This is a genomic window from Rhodanobacter sp. C06, from assembly GCF_002001105.1.
Classification (GTDB): domain Bacteria; phylum Pseudomonadota; class Gammaproteobacteria; order Xanthomonadales; family Rhodanobacteraceae; genus Rhodanobacter_A.
On record NZ_MUNP01000077.1, the window covers coordinates 108,081 to 125,514 of the forward strand.

General features: G+C 66.8%; 15 protein-coding genes. All 15 read left to right on the top strand.

What is annotated here, in order from left to right; all coding sequences use genetic code 11:
- Position 1 precedes the first annotated feature (1 nt).
- Positions 2 to 1,234 (top strand): FtsX-like permease family protein, encoded by a 1,233-nt coding sequence (locus B0E52_RS17195; protein WP_077485813.1) that lies wholly within the window; start codon positions 2 to 4, stop codon positions 1,232 to 1,234.
- 55 nt (positions 1,235 to 1,289) lie between these two features.
- The gene (locus tag B0E52_RS17200) at positions 1,290 to 2,450 is read left to right on the top strand and encodes an alpha/beta hydrolase (protein ID WP_077485811.1); all 1,161 of its coding nucleotides are present in this window, start codon (positions 1,290 to 1,292) and stop codon (positions 2,448 to 2,450) included.
- Between the two features lie 47 nt (positions 2,451 to 2,497).
- Positions 2,498 to 3,808, top strand: a complete 1,311-nt coding sequence (locus B0E52_RS17205; protein ID WP_077485809.1) for an ABC transporter permease — start codon at positions 2,498 to 2,500, stop codon at positions 3,806 to 3,808.
- A gap of 3 nt (positions 3,809 to 3,811) precedes the next feature.
- Complete coding sequence (locus B0E52_RS17210) at positions 3,812 to 5,044, top strand: FtsX-like permease family protein (protein ID WP_077485807.1); 1,233 nt, start codon at positions 3,812 to 3,814, stop codon at positions 5,042 to 5,044.
- Between the two features lie 137 nt (positions 5,045 to 5,181).
- Positions 5,182 to 6,492, top strand: a complete 1,311-nt coding sequence (locus tag B0E52_RS17215) for an ABC transporter permease (protein ID WP_077485805.1) — start codon at positions 5,182 to 5,184, stop codon at positions 6,490 to 6,492.
- Between the two features lie 11 nt (positions 6,493 to 6,503).
- Positions 6,504 to 7,739, top strand: a complete 1,236-nt coding sequence (locus B0E52_RS17220; RefSeq protein ID WP_077485803.1) for an FtsX-like permease family protein — start codon at positions 6,504 to 6,506, stop codon at positions 7,737 to 7,739.
- 168 nt (positions 7,740 to 7,907) lie between these two features.
- Positions 7,908 to 9,218 carry an ABC transporter permease gene (locus tag B0E52_RS17225; RefSeq protein WP_077485801.1) on the top strand — a complete coding sequence of 437 codons (1,311 nt, stop codon included), beginning with the start codon at positions 7,908 to 7,910 and terminating at the stop codon, positions 9,216 to 9,218.
- On the top strand, positions 9,215 to 10,435 hold the full coding sequence (locus tag B0E52_RS17230; RefSeq protein ID WP_077485799.1) for an FtsX-like permease family protein: 1,221 nt from the start codon (positions 9,215 to 9,217) through the stop codon (positions 10,433 to 10,435). The genes B0E52_RS17225 and B0E52_RS17230 overlap by 4 nt, the downstream gene beginning before the upstream one ends.
- A gap of 88 nt (positions 10,436 to 10,523) precedes the next feature.
- Positions 10,524 to 11,864, top strand: coding sequence for a sigma-54 dependent transcriptional regulator (locus tag B0E52_RS17235; protein ID WP_077485797.1), 1,341 nt, complete (start codon positions 10,524 to 10,526; stop codon positions 11,862 to 11,864).
- Positions 11,865 to 11,939: 75 nt separating this feature from the next.
- Positions 11,940 to 12,254, top strand: a complete 315-nt coding sequence (locus B0E52_RS17240) for a hypothetical protein (RefSeq protein ID WP_077485795.1) — start codon at positions 11,940 to 11,942, stop codon at positions 12,252 to 12,254.
- Between the two features lie 31 nt (positions 12,255 to 12,285).
- Positions 12,286 to 13,671 (top strand): ATP-binding protein, encoded by a 1,386-nt coding sequence (locus B0E52_RS17245; RefSeq protein ID WP_077485856.1) that lies wholly within the window; start codon positions 12,286 to 12,288, stop codon positions 13,669 to 13,671.
- A 146-nt stretch (positions 13,672 to 13,817) separates the two neighbouring features.
- Entirely contained in the window at positions 13,818 to 14,762 is a 945-nt protein-coding gene (locus B0E52_RS17250; RefSeq protein ID WP_077485854.1) for an SPFH domain-containing protein, read from the top strand.
- A 125-nt stretch (positions 14,763 to 14,887) separates the two neighbouring features.
- The gene (locus B0E52_RS17255) at positions 14,888 to 15,268 is read left to right on the top strand and encodes an endonuclease domain-containing protein (protein ID WP_077485793.1); all 381 of its coding nucleotides are present in this window, start codon (positions 14,888 to 14,890) and stop codon (positions 15,266 to 15,268) included.
- 12 nt (positions 15,269 to 15,280) lie between these two features.
- Positions 15,281 to 15,730 carry an NfeD family protein gene (locus B0E52_RS17260; RefSeq protein WP_077485791.1) on the top strand — a complete coding sequence of 150 codons (450 nt, stop codon included), beginning with the start codon at positions 15,281 to 15,283 and terminating at the stop codon, positions 15,728 to 15,730.
- 298 nt (positions 15,731 to 16,028) lie between these two features.
- Positions 16,029 to 17,273: a threonine/serine exporter family protein gene (locus B0E52_RS17265; RefSeq protein WP_077485789.1), complete on the top strand. Its 1,245-nt coding sequence runs from the start codon at positions 16,029 to 16,031 to the stop codon at positions 17,271 to 17,273.
- Positions 17,274 to 17,434 lie beyond the last annotated feature (161 nt).

The window sequence follows — 17,434 nt, forward strand, 5'->3', positions numbered from 1 at the left end:
CATGGAACTGCGACCGATACTTGCCACGCTGCGCCGGCACAAGGTCATCCTCTGGCTGCTGATGCTGGAGATCGCGTTGAGCTGCGCCATCATCTGCAACGGCGTGTTCCTGATCGTGCAGCGCCTGCAGCACATGGACATGCCCAGCGGCATCGCGGAACGCGAATTGGTACAGATCCAGCAGGCGCCGATCGAGCCGCCCGCCGATCGTTTCGCGCGGGCGCAGGAAGACCTCGCGACGCTGCGGCAGATTCCCGGCGTGCAGGCGGTCGCCATGAGCAACCAGGTTCCGTTCGGTGGCGCTTCGTCGAACGGCAACGTGATGCTCTCGCCGACGCAGCCGCACCCAACCTTGAATGCGGCTGAATATTTCGGCGAGAACCTGGTGCAAACCATGGGTTTGCAGCTGGTCGCGGGGCGCCCCTTGCGCCCCGACGAATACGTCAATGCGGATGTGGTGATCAAGGCCCTCGCCGACGGCAATGACAAGGGCTTCCCGATGCCGATGCTTGTCAGCCAGGCGCTGGCCACGCGTCTGTGGCCGCAGCAAAACCCGCTCGGCAAGTTGCTCTGGTTGGCGCCCACCGCGAGCTTCCGCGTGGTGGGTGTGGTGGCGACGCTGGCGCGCGCCAATGCCTACAACATCGCCACCGCGCAATACTCGATGATCATTCCGGTGCACATGGGTGCGGACAAGGACCAGAGCTACCTGTTGCGCACCCGGCCCGCGGACCGGCAGCAAGTGATCGCCGCGGCGGTGGCGGCGCTGAAGCACGCCGACCCCACGCGCGTGATCACGCACATGCGCGCCTACGACGAGATCCGCAGCGATTACTTCAAGGACGACCGCGCGATGGCGGGCATCCTGGTCAGCGTGATCGTGGCGCTGCTGCTGGTGACAGGGCTGGGCATCGTCGGGCTTGCCAGCTTCTGGGTATCGCAGCGCCGCAAGCAGATCGGCATCCGCCGCGCACTGGGTGCCACGCGCACCGACATCCTGCATTACTTCCAGACCGAGAATTTCCTGATCGTCACGCTGGGCATCGTGATCGGGATGGTGCTGGCCTATGGGCTGAGCCTGTGGCTGATGTTGCACTACGAATTGCCGCACCTGCCGGGCATCTACTTCCCGGTCGGCGCGCTGGCGCTGTGGGCCATCGGCCAGCTCGCCGTGCTCGGCCCCGCGCTGCGCGCGGCGGCGGTGCCGCCGGTGGTGGCGACACGATCCGTGTGATTTTCCAGGGTGCGCGGGAATCCGCCACCAATCGTTGGCCTTGATGGAGTGATGCATGAAGAAGATTCGGCGGGCAATCGGCACCCTGCTGGCTGCGGCCGCGCTTGCGGCTGCAGGTGCCGCGAGCGCAACCCCGGCGGAGCAGGACGCCGCGCACTGGATGACACGTGCCCAGGTCACCGGGGTCATCGCCGCCAACCAGAAGATCGTCTCGCCGAACGGGATCGAGGAGCAGGTCAAGGTGCGCATCGGCGGCATCGACCAGTGGCTGACGATACGCGGCCGCGATCTGCGCAATCCGGTGCTGCTGGTGCTGCATGGCGGCCCGGCTTCGCCGGACATGCCGCAGGCCTGGACATTCGAGTCGCCGTGGCAGGACTACTTCACCGTGGTCGAATGGGACCAACGCGGCGCTGGCAAGACCTATGCCGCCAATACCGAAGCGCAGATGGCGCCGGGATTGAGCATCGCGGGCATGACCGACGATGCGGCGCAGGTCGTCGAGTACCTGCGCCAACGCTTCCATAAACGGAAGATCTTCGTGATGGGGCACTCCTGGGGCAGCGTGCTGGGCGTGGAACTGGCGCAGCGTCACCCGGACTGGTTCTACGCCTATGTCAGCGTGGGCCAGGTCGTGAACATGCGCCGGAACGAAGAGGACGGCTACGCCTTCGCCTTGCGCGAGGCCAAGGCGCACGGCAATGCCGCTGCCGTGCGCGAGCTGGATGCGATCGCGCCCTATCCGGGGCCGAAGGACATCACGCTCGACCAGATCGGCGTGCGCGACAAGTGGGAGATGTACTACGGCGGCCTCGCCTGGGGGCGCCAGGATTACCAGTTCGCGGCGGATACCTGGGATCTGTCGCCCGATTACAGCGAAAGCGACGTCCGCGCCATCGGCAAAGGCAGCGTGTTCTCGCTGAAACACCTGCTCAAGCCGTTGCTGTCGGTCGATTTCGATCACACCACCCGGTTCGGTTGCCCCGTGGTGATGTTTGTCGGCGCACACGACAACACCACGTCGCACACGTTGGCCGAACAGTGGTTCGACACACTGCAGGCGCCGTCCAAGCGGCTGGTGGTGTTCGCCGATTCGGCGCACATGATCATGCTGGAGCAGCCCGGCCGCTTCCTGGTTCACCTGGTGGACGACGTGCTGCCTTACGCGAAAACGACGGGTGATGCGGCGCCCGCCGAAGTGGAACGCGATCGCTGAATTCGGCGTGCTGCCGGGAAGGACTTGAGTGCACCTATGGAGGAATCATGTTCGGTTATTACCTGAATCTTGCACTGCACAGCCTCAAGCGCACGCCGATCCTCACCGGCCTGATGGTGCTGGCGATCGGGCTGGGCATCGGCGCATCGATGACCATGCTCACCGTGCTGCATGTGATGACCGACGATCCGATGCCGGGGCGCAGCGCGCAGCTGTACACGCCGCATCTCGATCCGTTGCCGTTGGACCACAAGCGGCGCGGCGACAGCCCCGACCCCACCGACGACATGACGTGGCCCGATGCGATGGCGCTGCTCAAGGCACATCGCGCCGTGCGGCAGGCGGCGATGTCGGGCGGTTCGCTGCTGTTGCGCCCGGCGCGCGCGGACCTGCGGCCGTTCTACGTGGCAGGTCGCTATGCGACGGCGGATTTCTTCGCGCTGTTCGGCGTGCCGTTCGAGCGCGGCAGCGGCTGGAGCGCGGCGGACGACGCGGCCAGCGCGCACGTGGTGGTGCTGTCCGAGATACTGGCGCGCAAGCTGTTCGGCACGGGCACTGCGGTCGGCCAGACGGTGCACCTGGGCGAGCATGATTTCCGGGTGATCGGCGTCACTGCCGATTGGGCGCCGAAACCCTTGTTCTATGCCGATCAAACGGGCACCCAATACAGCGATGCCGATCTGTTCTTTCTACCGCTTTCGGTGGCGGTGGACGAGAAGTTTCAAGTCAATGGCAACCAGTCCGGCTGGGTCAAGGGCGACGATAATTCGCTGACCAGCGCGAACATGAGCTGGCTGCAGTTCTGGGTGCAACTGGACACGCCGGCGCAAGTGGCGGCGTACCGGCAATACCTGATCGACTACTCCGCGCAGCAGAAGGCGCTGGGCCGTTTCCAGCGTCCGCCCACCAACGCGAAGCTGTACAACCTGATGGGCTGGCTGGCGCACGAAAACCTGGTGCCCAACGACGTGGACCTGCAGCTGTGGCTGGCGCTGGGTTTCCTGTTCGTGTGCATGGTCAACATCGTGGCGCTGCTGCTGGCGAAGTTTTTGCGTCGCGGCGGCGAGATCAGCGTGCGTCGCGCGCTGGGTGCCAGACGACGCGACATCTTCGTGCAGCTTGGCATCGAGTCGGCGCTGATCGGCGTGGCTGGCGGGGTGCTGGGCGTGGCCATCGCGCAACTCGGCCTGTGGAGCATCCGCCAGCGCCCGGACGACTACGCCAAGCTGGCGCAGATGGACGTGTCGATGCTGCTCGGGACATTGGCGCTCGCGGTGCTCGCCAGCGTGCTGGCCGGCTTGCTGCCGGCATGGCGTGCTTGCCACGTGCCGCCCGCGCTGCAACTCAAAGGGGGTTGACCCATGCAGATCCGACCGATCCTTTCCACCCTGCGCCACCACAAGCTCACCGCCATCCTGCTGACCCTGCAGGTGGCCTTCACCTGCGCCATCGTCTGCAACGTGGTGTTCATGGTGGCCCAGCGCGTGCAACGCATCAGCGTGCCCACCGGCATCGCCGAGAACGAGCTGTCGGCGATCCACAGCCGTGGCATCGAAAAAGGCGAGAACGTGCAGGCGCGGCATGTGGCCGACCTGGCCGCCTTGCGCGCGATTCCCGGGGTGCGTTCCGCCGTGGCGGTCAGTTATTCGCTGCCGCTGAACCAGAGCGAATCGTCCAGTGGCATGTGCCCCAGCAAGCAGGCGCTGGATCGGGCGATACAGCGCAATTCGATCGATGGCAGCGGTTGCGTGCAACCTGCCTTGTACGACGGTACGCCGGGTTTGATCGCCACGTTGGGCCTGCATCTTGCTGCGGGGCGTGATTTCCTGCCAGACGAGTACGTGAGCAAGGGCAAGCCCGCGGTCGCGATCATTACGCGCGCATTGGCGCAGAAACTGTATCCGGGGCGCTCGGCGCTGGGGCAGAGCATGTACGACGGCGACAACTTCTTTCGTGTCGTCGGCATCGTGGACACGCTATTGCGGCCGGCCCTGAGCAAGCCGGGCGTCGACGGCGACAGCATGATCTGGCCGCAGCGTCCCGACGGCTCCAGCGTCACCTACGTGCTGCGCAGCGCGCCGCAGGATCGCCAGCGCGTGCTCAAGGCCGCCGAGGCCGCGCTGCTTCAGGCCAGCTCCAACCGCATCATCGACCCCAAGCAGATGCAGACCTACACGCAGATTCGCAATGCCTACTTCCAGCGCGATACCACCATGATCGGCCTGCTGATCGCCTCCGTGCTGGGCCTGCTGTTCGTCACCGCGCTGGGCATCGCCGGGCTGGCGAATTTCTGGGTGCAGCAGCGTACGCGCAGCATCGGCATCCGCCGCGCGATTGGAGCGACGCGCGGCGACATCCTGCGCTACTTCCAGACCGAGAACTTGCTGATCGTCACGGTGGGCATCGTGCTGGGCGTGCTGCTGGCCGTGCTGATGAATCTCCTGCTGATGACGCACTACGAACTGCCGCGCCTGCCGCTGTGGTACCTGCCAATCGGCGCAGCGGTGCTGTGGGCGTTGGGCCAGCTCTCGGTGCTGTCGCCCGCGCTGCGCGCCGCGCAGGTGCCGCCGGTGGTGGCGACGCGTTCGGTGTGAGCTTTTCCCTCCCCCGCTTGCGGGGGAGGGTGCCCAAAGGGCGGGAGAGGGCATGGGTCGGCAGCAACGCCAAAGCGCCCTCTCCCCAACCCCTCTCCCGCAAGCGGGAGAGGGGAGTTCAATCAAGGAGGCATCGAATGTTCGGCTACTACCTCGACCTGGCCCTGCGCAGCCTCAAGCGCACACCGATCCTCACCGGCCTGATGGTGCTCGCCATCGGACTGGGCATCGGTGCGTCGATGACCATGCTCACGGTGCTGCACGTGATGACCGACGATCCGCTGCCGGGGCGCAGCTCGCATCTGTATGTGCCGCATCTCAATCCGTTGCCGCTCAAAGGCAACTTTTTCGCCAATGGTTATGACCCCTCCGATCACCTCACCTGGCCGGATGCGATGGCCTTGCTCAATGCACAGAGTGCCCGGCGGCAGTCAGCGATGGCGGCAGGTCACTTGCTGGTGCGTCCATCGGCTGTGGGCATGCGATCGTTCTACGTGGATGGTCGCTACACCACGGCGGATTTCTTCACCATGTTCGGCGTGCCATTCGAGCGCGGCAGCAGTTGGAGCGCGGCCGACGATGCGGCCGGCGCGCATGTGGTGGTGCTGGCCGATTCGCTTGCGCGCAAGCTGTTCGGCGGCACTGACGCCGTTGGCAAGATGGTCAGGATGGGCGAAAACGATCTTCGCGTGATCGGCGTAACCACCAACTGGCAACCGTCGCCGCTGTTCTATGCCGACAGCCGGACCAAGCGGTACAGCGACCGTGACCTGTTCTTCCTGCCGCTTTCCACGGCAGTGGATTTGAATTTGGGCACCGACGGCAACGTGGACAGTTGGGGCAAGATGCCCAATGGCGACATGCGCAGCGCGACTACCACGTGGTTGCAGTTCTGGGTGCAACTCGACACGCCCACGCAGGTGGCTGCGTACAGGCAGTTCCTGATCGACTACTCCGCGCAGCAGAAATCGCTGGGCCGATTCCAGCGCCCGGCAACCAACGCCAGGTTGTACAGCCTGATGGGCTGGCTGGTGCACGAAAACCTCGTGCCCGGCGACGTGCGCCTGCAAATGTGGCTGGCGCTGGGTTTCCTGCTCGTGTGCATGGTGAACGTCATGGCCTTGCTGCTGGCGAAGTTCCTTCGCCGTAGCGGCGAGATCAGCGTGCGCCGCGCCTTGGGTGCGCGGCGGCGCGACATCTTCGTACAGTTCGGCATCGAGTCGGCGGTCATTGGCGTGGCCGGCGGCGTGCTTGGTGTGCTGATCGCGGAACTCGGGCTGTGGAGTGTGCGGCACCGACCTGACGACTACGCCCACATCGCGCGCATGGACGCGTCGATGCTGCTGACGACGTTGGCGCTGGCGGTTTTCGCCAGCATGATCGCCGGCTTGCTTCCCGCGTGGCGGGCCTGCCGCGTGGCGCCCGCGTTGCAACTCAAGACGCTTTGAGGGAGATCGCCATGCAACTTCGACCGATTCTTTCCACCCTGCGCCACCACAGACTCACTGCCATGCTGCTGACGCTGCAAGTGGCCCTCACCTGCGCGATCGTCTGCAATGTGGCTTTCATGATCGCCAGCCGCATCGCGGATGTTTCGATGCCGACTGGCATTGCCGAAAGCGAGCTGTCCACGATCCAGAGCACCGGGACTGATCTCCACCAGAATGCGCAGGCGCTGCACGATACCGACCTTGCGGCATTGCGTGCGATTCCCGGCGTGGAATCCGTCGTGGCGGTGAGTAGTGCGTTGCCGCTGAACCGCAACGATTCGTTTGGCCCCGCGTGCCCGAGCCGTCAGGTGTTCGAGCAGGCGATGCGTACCTCGTCGTTGTTCAAGGGTGGCGATTGCCCACTGTCCAGTTTTTACGATGGCACGCCCGGTCTGCTCAACACGCTGGGGCTGCAACTGGTGGCAGGGCGCGATTTCCTTCCGGGGGAATACACGGCGGAAAACAATCCACATGTCGCGATCATCAGTCGCGCGCTGGCCGACAAGCTCTATCCGGGGCAGGACGCGCTCGGCAAGGTGATGATCTTGGGTGGCAATGCCTTGCAGGTGTCAGGTGTTGTCGCCACGTTGGCGCGTCCAGAGTTGCACGGCATGGGGGATGGCTACGCCAGCGTGATCATGCCGCAGTTGCCGGACAGCACCAGCGAGATCTACGTGCTGCGCAGTGCGCCGAGTGATCGCGAGCACATTTTGAAAGCTGCGGAGGCGGTGCTGTTCAAGGTCGATCCCACCCGCGTCATCGACCCGGATCAGGTGCAGACGTACTCGCAGATTCGCGATGCTTATTTCCAGCGCGACACCACCATGATCGGCCTGCTGATCGCCTCGGCGCTGGGCCTGCTGTTCGTCACCGCGCTGGGCATCGCGGGGCTGGCGAATTTCTGGGTGCAGCAGCGCACGCGCAGCATCGGCATTCGTCGTGCCATCGGCGCCACCCGTGGCGACATCCTGCGCTATTTCCAGACCGAGAACTTGCTGATCGTCACGGTGGGCATCGTGCTGGGCGTGCTGCTGGCCGTGCTGATGAATCTCCTGCTGATGACGCACTACGAACTGCCGCGCCTGCCGCTGTGGTATCTGCCAATCGGCGCAGCGGTGCTGTGGGCGCTGGGGCAACTCTCGGTGCTGTCGCCGGCGCTGCGCGCCGCGCAGGTGCCGCCGGTGGTGGCGACACGGAGCGTGTGATCTTCCCCTCCCCCGCCGGGGGAGGGTGCCCAACGGGCGGGAGAGGGTACGGTCGGAGCGCGGCATTGCGCACTGGCCGAACCCTCTCCCCCAGCCTCTCTCCCAGCGGGAGAGGGGAGATATGCAAGACCTCCTCGAAGGAAGGGGAGTTCAACAAGGAGAAGTGGAGTGTTCGGTTATTACCTTGATCTGGCGCTGCGCAGCCTGAAGCGCACGCCCATACTCGCCGGTCTGATGATGCTGGCGATCGCGCTGGGCATCGGCGCATCGGTCACCATGCTGGCGGTGTTGCACAACCTGTCGGGCAACCCGCTGCCGGGGCGCAGCGACATGCTGTTCCATCCGCAGGTGGATCCGCGGCCGGCGGATCTGCCGGGTGCGACGGAGGAGCCGCCGGACGATCTCACCTATGTCGATGCGGTGAACCTGTACCAGCTCGGCATTGCGCCGCGCCGCGCGGTGATGAGTAGCAACTGGCTGCCGGTGCGCAAGGATGCGCCGGACAGCCCGCTGGCGATGTTCACCGATCGCGCCACCACCGCCGATTTCTTCGCGATGTTCGGCGTGCCCTTCCTCTACGGTTCGGCCTGGTCGGCGCAGGACGATGCGAACCACGCGCAGGTGGTGGTGCTGTCGCGGGCGATGAACCAGAAGCTGTTCGGCGGCGAGAACAGCGTGGGCAAGACCCTGGTGATCGCCACCAAGACCTTCCGCGTGGCGGGCGTGATCGACGACTGGAACCCGCAGCCGCGCTTCTACGACATCAACGACGGTCCCTTCGCGAAGGCTGAGCAGATGTACCTGCCGTTCTTTACCTGGCTCGATCTGCCGCAGGACTACGGCTACGGTCCCATGCGCTGCTGGGGCAACGACCCGGGCGCGGGGCTGCATGACCCCAAGGCCAAGCAATGCACCTGGGCGCAGTTCTGGGTGCAACTGGATACGCCCGCGCAGGTGGCCGAGTACCGCGCGGTGCTCACCCAGTACAGCGCGCAGCAGCATCAGCTGGGCCGCTACCAGCGCGAACCCAACGTGCGCCTGCGTGGCCTGCTCGATTGGCTGGACGTCAAGCACGTGATCCCGGTGACCGTGCGCATGCAGACCTGGATCGCCTTCGGTGTGCTCTTGATCTGCATGGTCAACACCGTGGGCCTGATGGTGGCGAAGTTCCTGCGCAAGTCGGGCGAGATCGGCGTGCGTCGCGCGCTGGGCGCCTCGCGCCGCGCGGTGTTCCTGCAATGCCTGGTGGAGGCCGGCGTGGTGGGCGTGGCCGGCGGCCTGCTCGGCCTGCCGCTGGCGTGGCTGGGCCTGTGGATGGTGCGCCAGCAGCCGGTGAGCTTTGCCGCGTCCGCGCATTTCGATCCTTCCATGCTGGGCATCGCGCTGGCGCTGGCCGTGTTGTCGGCACTCGCCGCCGGCGTGTGGCCCGCCTTGCGCGCCTCGCGCGTGGCTCCCGCCCTGCAGGTGAAATCGCTATGAGAATCTTCTTCCAGATTCGCCCCATCTTCGCCGCGCTGCGCAGCCACAAGACCGCGGTGCTGTTGCTGGTGCTGGAGATCGCGCTGACCATGGCGGTGCTCGGCAACCTGGTGTTCATCGTGTACGGCACCATGCAGCGCTCGCATACGCCGACAGGTGTGGCGGAGAGCCAGATCGGCCTGATCCAGAGCATCGGTGTGATCGGCGAAGACAATCCCGGCACCGTCGCGGGCAATCTCGCCACGATGCGCGCCGCGCCCGGCGTGGCGGATGCCGCTTACGGCTTTCTGCCCCTGTGGCACGCGGATCGCGGCCCACTCTTTCTCGATGCCTCGCGGCAGCACCCCGCCGTGCATGCCTACGAGTTCGTGGGCAGCCAGGGCTTGAACCGTACGCTGGGGCTGCACGTCGTGCGTGGGCGCGACTTCACGGATACCGAGCTTCCCGATGTCATGGACGTCCTCATGGGCAAGATTGCCGCGCCTGTTCAGGCGCTGCTGACGGAGTCGCTCGCCCAACGCCTGTATCCGGACGGGAACGCGCTGGGCAGCATCCTTTACGACGGAACCAAAAGCCTGCGGGTGATCGGCATCGTGGATCACCTGCGCGGCGAGATCACCGGCAGTGCGAGCGACGATGATTCGCTGGTGTACGAATTCCGCGTCGGTACACAGAACATGGGCGGCGGCTACCTCGTGCGCAGCCAGCCAGGTCGCCTGCCGGAAGCGCTGCGTGCCGCCGCGGCAGCCCTGCAGAAAGCCAATCCGGGCCATGTGGAGAGCAAGGTGCTCACCATGGCCGAGCTGCGCGAAAACTATTTCGAGAGCGACCTCGCCGCCGGCCGCATGCTGGTGGCGATCATGCTGATCCTGCTGATCGTCACCGCGCTGGGCGTGAGCGGCCTGGCCAGCTTCTGGGTGCAGCAGCGGAGAAGGCAGATCGGCATGCGCCGCGCGCTCGGCGCCACGCGCCGGGACATCCTGCACTACTTCCAGATGGAAAACCTGCTCATCGTCAGCGGCGGCGTGCTGCTGGGTGCGCTGTTCGCCTATGCGCTGAACCTGTTCCTGATGCACCGCTTCGAGCTGGCGCATTTGCCGTCGCACTACCTTGCGGTCGGTGCGCTGGCACTGTGGCTGCTCGGCCAGCTTGCCGTGCTCGGTCCCGCGCTCCGCGCGGCGGCGGTGCCGCCGGTGGTGGCGACGCGGAGCGTGTAATGCGCGGAAATTTTCATGTACGTAGGCCAGTGGTCATGGCAACCTTTTCAACCGGAGCCGCATCCATGCGGACATGTGCAGGAAATCCATGCGTACCGTACTGATCGTCGACGACAACCCCGCCGTGGGCGAGGCGCTGTCGCTGCTGCTGTCGCTGCACGATATCCGCCCGCTGGTGGCCCTGAACCAGGCCGAGGGGCTGGCCACGCTGGAGCGCGAGCGGGTGGACGTGGTGATCCAGGACATGAACTTCACCGCCGACACCACCTCGGGCGAGGAGGGCGTGGAGCTGTTCCGCGCGATCCGCGAGAGCCACCCCGACTTGCCGGTGATCCTGCTGACCGCGTGGACCCACCTGGAGACGGCGGTGGAGCTGGTGAAGGCCGGCGCCGCGGATTATCTCGCCAAGCCCTGGGACGACCACAAGCTGCTGGCCACGGTGGAGAACCTCTTGGAACTCTCCGAATCCACTCGCGAGGTGAGCCGCGCGCGGCGCGAGCGCCGCCGCCGCCGCGAAGTGCTGCAGAGCACCTACGACCTGGACAGCCTGGTGTTCGCCTCCGAGGCGATGGCGCGCACGCTGGAGCTGGCCTGCCAAGTGGCGCGCGCCGAGGTGCCGATCCTGATCACCGGGCCGAATGGTGCGGGCAAGGAGCGCATCGCGGCGATCGTGCATGCGAACTCGCTGGTGAAGAAGGGCCCGTTCGTGGCGGTGAACTGCGGCGCGCTGCCGGGCGAGCTGATCGAGGCCGAGCTGTTCGGCGCCGACGCTGGCGCCTATACCGGCGCGAACAAGGCGCGCGAGGGCCGCTTCGAGCTGGCCGACGGCGGCACGCTGTTCCTCGACGAGATCGGCAACCTGCCGCTGCCGGGCCAGATGAAGCTGCTGCGCGTGCTGGAAACCGGCCAGTTCGAGCGGCTGGGCTCGGGCAAGACGCGCCAAGCCAAGGTGCGCGTGCTGTCGGCGACGAACGCCGACCTCAAGGCGATGATCCGCGCCGGCACCTTCCGCGAGGACCTGTACTACCGCCTCAACGTGATCGAGGTGAACCTGCCGCCGCTGGCCGAGCGCATCGACGACATCCTGCCGCTGGCCGAGCATTTCCTGGCCGACCGCGCCATGCTGGGCGACGCCGCGCGCGAGGCGCTGCTGGCCTATCCGTGGCCGGGCAACGTGCGCGAGCTGAAGAACGCGATCGAGCGCGCGGCGCTGCTGGCTGGCGGCAAGCCGATCACGCCGGAGCTGCTCAACCTGCCGCAAGTCGCACCGGCCGCCGTGCGCAACCTCGACGAACCCAGCCGCGAGGCGGTGGAGGGCGCGCTGCACCAGGCCGAGGGCGTGGTGAGCCGCGCCGCGCAGGTGCTGGGCTTGTCGCGACAGGCGCTGTACCGGCGCATGGAGCGTTACGGGCTGACGGCGTCGGCGTGACGTATGTCCCTTGCCGTCATCATGGCGGCATGGAAAGCTGCCGCAGCGTTCATGCTTCCGGATCCGGGGATTGCCATGCGTACCAGAAACCTCGTTGTCCTGCCGCTGTGCCTGCTGGCCTTCGCGGTCACGGCACAGACGGCGCCCGACCAGTGGGCGCGCGTCGCGCCTTCCGCCAGTGTCGCCGCTCCGCGCGACTACGCCGTGCACGCCGACAAGGCCAAGCCCTCGCCGTTCAAGTTCAAGGAATCGCGCAAGACCTGGGAGAAGGAGCCGCCGGCGCCGCGCGCGAACGACCAGAACGCGGTGATGGGCACCGGGCGCGCCTGGCAGAACGGCCAGCCGCCGGTGAGCTGCGCGCAGACGCCGCACGATCCGGCATGCCGTTGAGCCTCGCCACGCCCAAGCAGGGTTGCCGCTGATGTGGCGCCGCCTGAATTCGTTGCAGTTCCGGCTGACCCTGCTGCTCGCGGTGGCCGCGGTGGCTGGCGCGCTGGTCTACGTGGGCCTGACCCAGTGGCCGCTGCCGCAACTGTTCGACTGGCTGCACAAGGATTTGTCGGTGTCGCTGCGCACGCCGGCGCAACTGGGCATGTACGGTGGCCTCGTGGTCAGTGCGCTGGTGCTGCTGCCGCTGGCCTGGTGGCTGGCATATCTGGTGATGTCGCCGCTGAGCCGGCTGCTGCGCGCGCTGGAAGGCGCGGTGGCGAGCTACCGCGACGGCGATTTCAGCTTCTCCATCGCGGCACGCCGCAGCGACGAACTGGGCGAACTGATCCGCATGCACAACGCGCTGGGCCAGACCCTGCGCGAGCAGCGCCAGCACCTGGTGCAGCGCGAGCTGCTGCTGGAGACGGTGGTGCAGAACACGCCGGTGGCGCTGGTGCTCACCGACGGCAACGGCCGCGTGGTCTATTCCAACATCGCCTCGCGCCACCTGTTCAACGAGGGCAAGAGCCTCAACGGGCTGGATTTCACCGAGTTGCTGACCGAGGCGCCGGAGGCCTTGTCGCGCGCAGTGCAGGGCGGCGAGGACGCGCTGCTCAGCGTGGAGATGGACGGCAGCGAGGAAACCTTCCACCTGTCACAGCGCGCGTTCCGCCTGCAGGGGCGGCCGCACCGACTGCACCTGTTCCGGCGCATGACGCGCGAGCTGTCGCGGCAGGAAGTGGCGACCTGGAAGCGGGTGATCCGGGTGATCAGCCACGAGCTCAACAACTCGCTGGCGCCGATCTCCTCGCTGGCGCACTCCGGTGCCGAACTGGCACGCCGCGGCAACCTGGAGCGCCTGCCCGGCGTGTTCGCCACCATCGGCGAGCGCGCCAAGCACCTGCACGGCTTCATCGCCGGCTACGCCAGTTTCGCCAAGCTGCCGGCGCCGCAGCCGCAGACGGTGGAGTGGGAGCCGTTCCTCGCCTCGCTGGCGTTGCACTGCCATTACCGGCTTGCCGCGCCGGCACCTGCGCATCCCGGCCGCTTCGATCCGGTGCAGATCGAGCAGGTGCTGATCAACCTGATCAAGAACGCGCACGAATCCGGCGGCGCGGAGGATGAGGTCAGCCTGACCATCCTCGATGCCGGCAGCGAGCTGCGCATCGAGGTGGCCGATCGCGGCCCGGGCATGAGCGAAACCGTGCTGGCGCAGGCGTTGCTGCCGTTCTATTCCACCAAGCGCTCCGGTACCGGCCTCGGCCTTGCGTTGGCGCGCGAGATCGCCGAGGCGCATGGCGGACGGGTGCTGCTGGCCAACCGCGAAGGCGGGGGCCTGCGCGTGAGCCTGCGCCTGCCGCAGATCGGTTCGCGCTAGATGCGATTGCGGGGACGGCCGCAGGAGCGGCTGCAGGAGCGACTTCAGCCGCGATCTCCCGCCACGCCGGTCGCGGCTGAAGCCGCTCCTACGACAACCGATGTGCTCGCCTATACTGCAGCTCTCACTGGGGAATGGAGCAGGTCATGGGACAGTTTCTTGCGCTGGTCATCGTGGTGCTGGTGGTGGTCACCCTGCTCAAGATGGTGCGCATCGTGCCGCAAGGCTACGAATGGACGGTGGAGACCTTCGGCAAGTACACCCGCACGCTCACGCCGGGCCTGCATCTGCTGATCCCGGTCTACCAGGGCGTCGGCCGCAAGATGAACATGATGGAACAGGTGCTGGACGTGCCCTCGCAGGACGTCATCACCAAGGACAACGCCGTGGTGCGCGTGGACGGCGTGGTGTTCTATCAGGTGCTGGACGCGGCCAAGGCGGCCTACGAGGTGGCGCAGCTGGAGCAGGCCACGCTGGCGCTGATCATGACCAACATCCGTACCGTGCTCGGCTCGCTGGACCTGGACGAATCCCTGAGCCAGCGCGACGCGATCAACGCCAAGCTGCTGCGCGTGGTGGACGAGGCCACGCACCCCTGGGGCGTCAAGGTCAACCGCATCGAGATCAAGGACATCGCCCCGCCGCGCGACCTGGTGGACGCGATGGCGCGCCAGATGAAGGCCGAGCGCGAGAAGCGCGCGAACATCCTCGACGCCGAGGGCTTCCGCCAGGCGGCGATCCTCAAGGCCGAGGGCGAGAAGCAGTCGGTGATCCTCGCCGCCGAGGGCGAGAAGGAAGCCGCGTTCCGCGCCGCCGAGGCGCGCGAGCGTTCCGCTGCCGCCGAAGCCAAGGCCACCACCCTGGTGTCCGATGCGATTTCCAGCGGCAACGTCAACGCGTTGAACTACTTCGTCGCCAACAACTACGTGGATGCGCTGAAGGCGATGGCCGCCTCGCCGAACCAGAAGATGCTGCTGCTGCCGATCGAGGCCACCGGCGTGATCGGCGCGATGGCCGGCATCGCGGAGCTGGCCAAGGAGTCGCTGGGGCAGCAGCAGGCGGCCGCCAAGGCGGTGCCGCCACCGCGCTGACGGAAAGCCCCTCTCCCCCGGCCCCTCTCCCGCAAGCGGGCGAGGGGGCTGCGGGAGTTTCTCCCCTCTCCCGCTTGCGGGAGAGGGGCCGGGGGAGAGGGGGGCTTTTCACGGAGGAATCAGGCATGAGCAACCTGGATCACGCCAAATCCATGCGCTCGGCGCAGACCCTTGCCGAGGAGCGGCTTTGGTATTTTCTGCGTGCCCACCGCTTCCTCGGCCTCAAGTTCAAGCGCCAGAAACCGGTCGGCCCCTATATCGTCGACTTCATTTGCATGGAACGCGGCCTCGTGATCGAACTCGACGGCAGCCAACATGGCGATCAAGTCGCCTATGATCTTGAGCGTGATGCGTGGCTGGCGGGGCAGGGATTGACCGTACTGCGCTTCTGGAACCACGACGTGATGGATCGAACGGAAAACGTGCTGGAGCGCATCGGGCAATTCGTCGAAGCCGTGCCCTCTCCCCCAGCCCCTCTCCCGCAGGCGGGAGAGGGGAGCCAATAGCCAGGATTTCCCATGCTCGGACAGATCGCAACGCACTACCTGTGGTGGATCCTCGCCCTGCTGCTGATCGCGGGTGAGGTGATGGTGCCCGGCTATTTCCTGCTGTGGATCGGCATCGCCGCGGCCGCGATGGGCGTGCTGCTGTGGCTGATTCCCGGCCTGGGCCTGCTGGCGCAGGCGGTGTTGTTCGCGCTGCTGGCGCTGGCTGCCTGCTTCGCCTACGCGCGCTGGCTGCGGCCGCGGATCGAGCGGCGCGTGCCCGGCGGCGAACGGCTGAACCGCCGCGGCGAGCAGATGATCGGCCAGCGCTACGAGCTGATCGAGCCCATCGTCAACGGCCGTGGCAAGGTGCGCGTGGGCGATGGCCAGTGGCTGGTCAGCGGGCCGGACCTGCCGCTGGGCAGCACGGTGGAGGTGGTGGCGGTGGACGGCACCACGCTCAAGGTGCGCGCCGCTGCATGAATACACCAGCCGCGGGTTCCCGGCCAATCGCCACCGCGGCGTTGGAGCCTGCTCATGTTCTCCAGGCGCGCCGCGCCGGAGGCTGTTTGCCCGCAGGGCGAGGAAGAACGAGGAAGTGGACGTCCGTCCACGACCAAGTGATGACGTGGTCATGCGGGCAAACAGCCCCGGCCCTGCGGGTTGTCATCGAGTGGCCGCCATGCGGCAGCGCGCGGCTTGGCCTGACGGCCAGTCAGGCGCTGCGCCACGCACCACCACCTGACGACCGCTCGATGGCAACGCGGGGTATCTGGAGATCATGAGCAGGCTCCCAAACACGCGCATCGCCTTCCTGCTGGAACTGGCGCGGCGGTTGCACCAGTACGGCACCTCGGCGCCGCGACTGGAGATGGCGATCGACCTTTCGGCGCGGCGACTGGGCCTGCAGGCCGACGTGTGGTCCAGCCCCACCGCGATCATCATCTCGTTCTCCGACCTGGGGCAGGGCGACGAGGGCGTGGCGCAGACCACCCAGGTGATGCGTCTCGCCCCCGGCGACGTGAACCTGGCGCGACTGTGCGAGGCGGATGAGATCGCCGACCGGGTGATCGCGGGCGAGCTGGACCTGCGCGAAGGCTTCCGCCTGCTGCGCGCGCTGGGCGCGCCGGACACGCGCAAGGCCAGGATCACGACCGTTGCCAGCTACGGTCTGTCCGCCGCCAGCATCGCCGCGCTGTTCTTGCACAGCTCCTGGGTGGACCTGGTGGTGGCCGGGGTGATCGGCTCGCTGATCGGCGGCATCACCATCCTTTCCGCCACGCGGCCGCGATTGGCGGTAGCCAGCGACGCGATCAGCGCGATCGTGGCCACCGCGGTGGCGATCCTGGTCAGTGCCTTCGTGGTGCCGCTGGCGATCAAGTCGGTGGTGCTGGCGGCGCTGATCATCCTGGTGCCGGGCATGTCGCTCACCACCGCGGTGCGCGAGGTGTCCAGCGGGCACCTGGTGTCCGGCATGGCGCGCCTGGGCGGCGCCACGGCAACCCTGCTCAAGCTCACTTTCGGCACCGTGGCGGCCACCGAGGTCTGCGCCGCGTTCGGCATCCACGCGCGCGATTTCGCCCTGCCACCGCTACCGGGCTGGACCGACTGGCCGGCGCTGCTGGTGGCGGCGGTGGCGTTCGCCATGCTGTTCCGCGCGGCACGGCGCGACTGGCCGGCGGTGGTCGTGGCGGTGATCGCCGGCTACCTCGCCACGCGCTGGGGCGGCGAATTCTCCGGGCACCTGCCCAGCGCGCCGTTCGGCGTGTTCGTCGGTGGCCTGCTGGTCAGCGCGCTGGCCAACCTCTATGCGCGGCTGCGGCAGCGGCCGGGTGCGGTAATCCGCGAGCCGGGCATCCTGCTGCTGGTGCCGGGCAGCGTGGGTTTCCGCAGCGTGTCCTTCCTGCTCGAACGCGATACCACCCTGGGCATGGACACCGCCTTGCTGCTGCTCACCCTGCTGGTATCACTGGTGGCCGGCCTGCTGTTCGGCGAACTGCTGGTGTCACCCCGAAGATCTTTATGAAACAAAAACCGACCGAAACCGGCCAGCGTCCCGCTGCGAATGCCGCCACGATCGCGAACCCGCTCGGCCCGTTTGCCCCCCTCTCCCGCTTGCGGACGCGAAGAAGGGCCATGGATGGCCCTGTTCTGAGGAGCGAGGAAGAGGGTTGGGGAGAGGGCGCG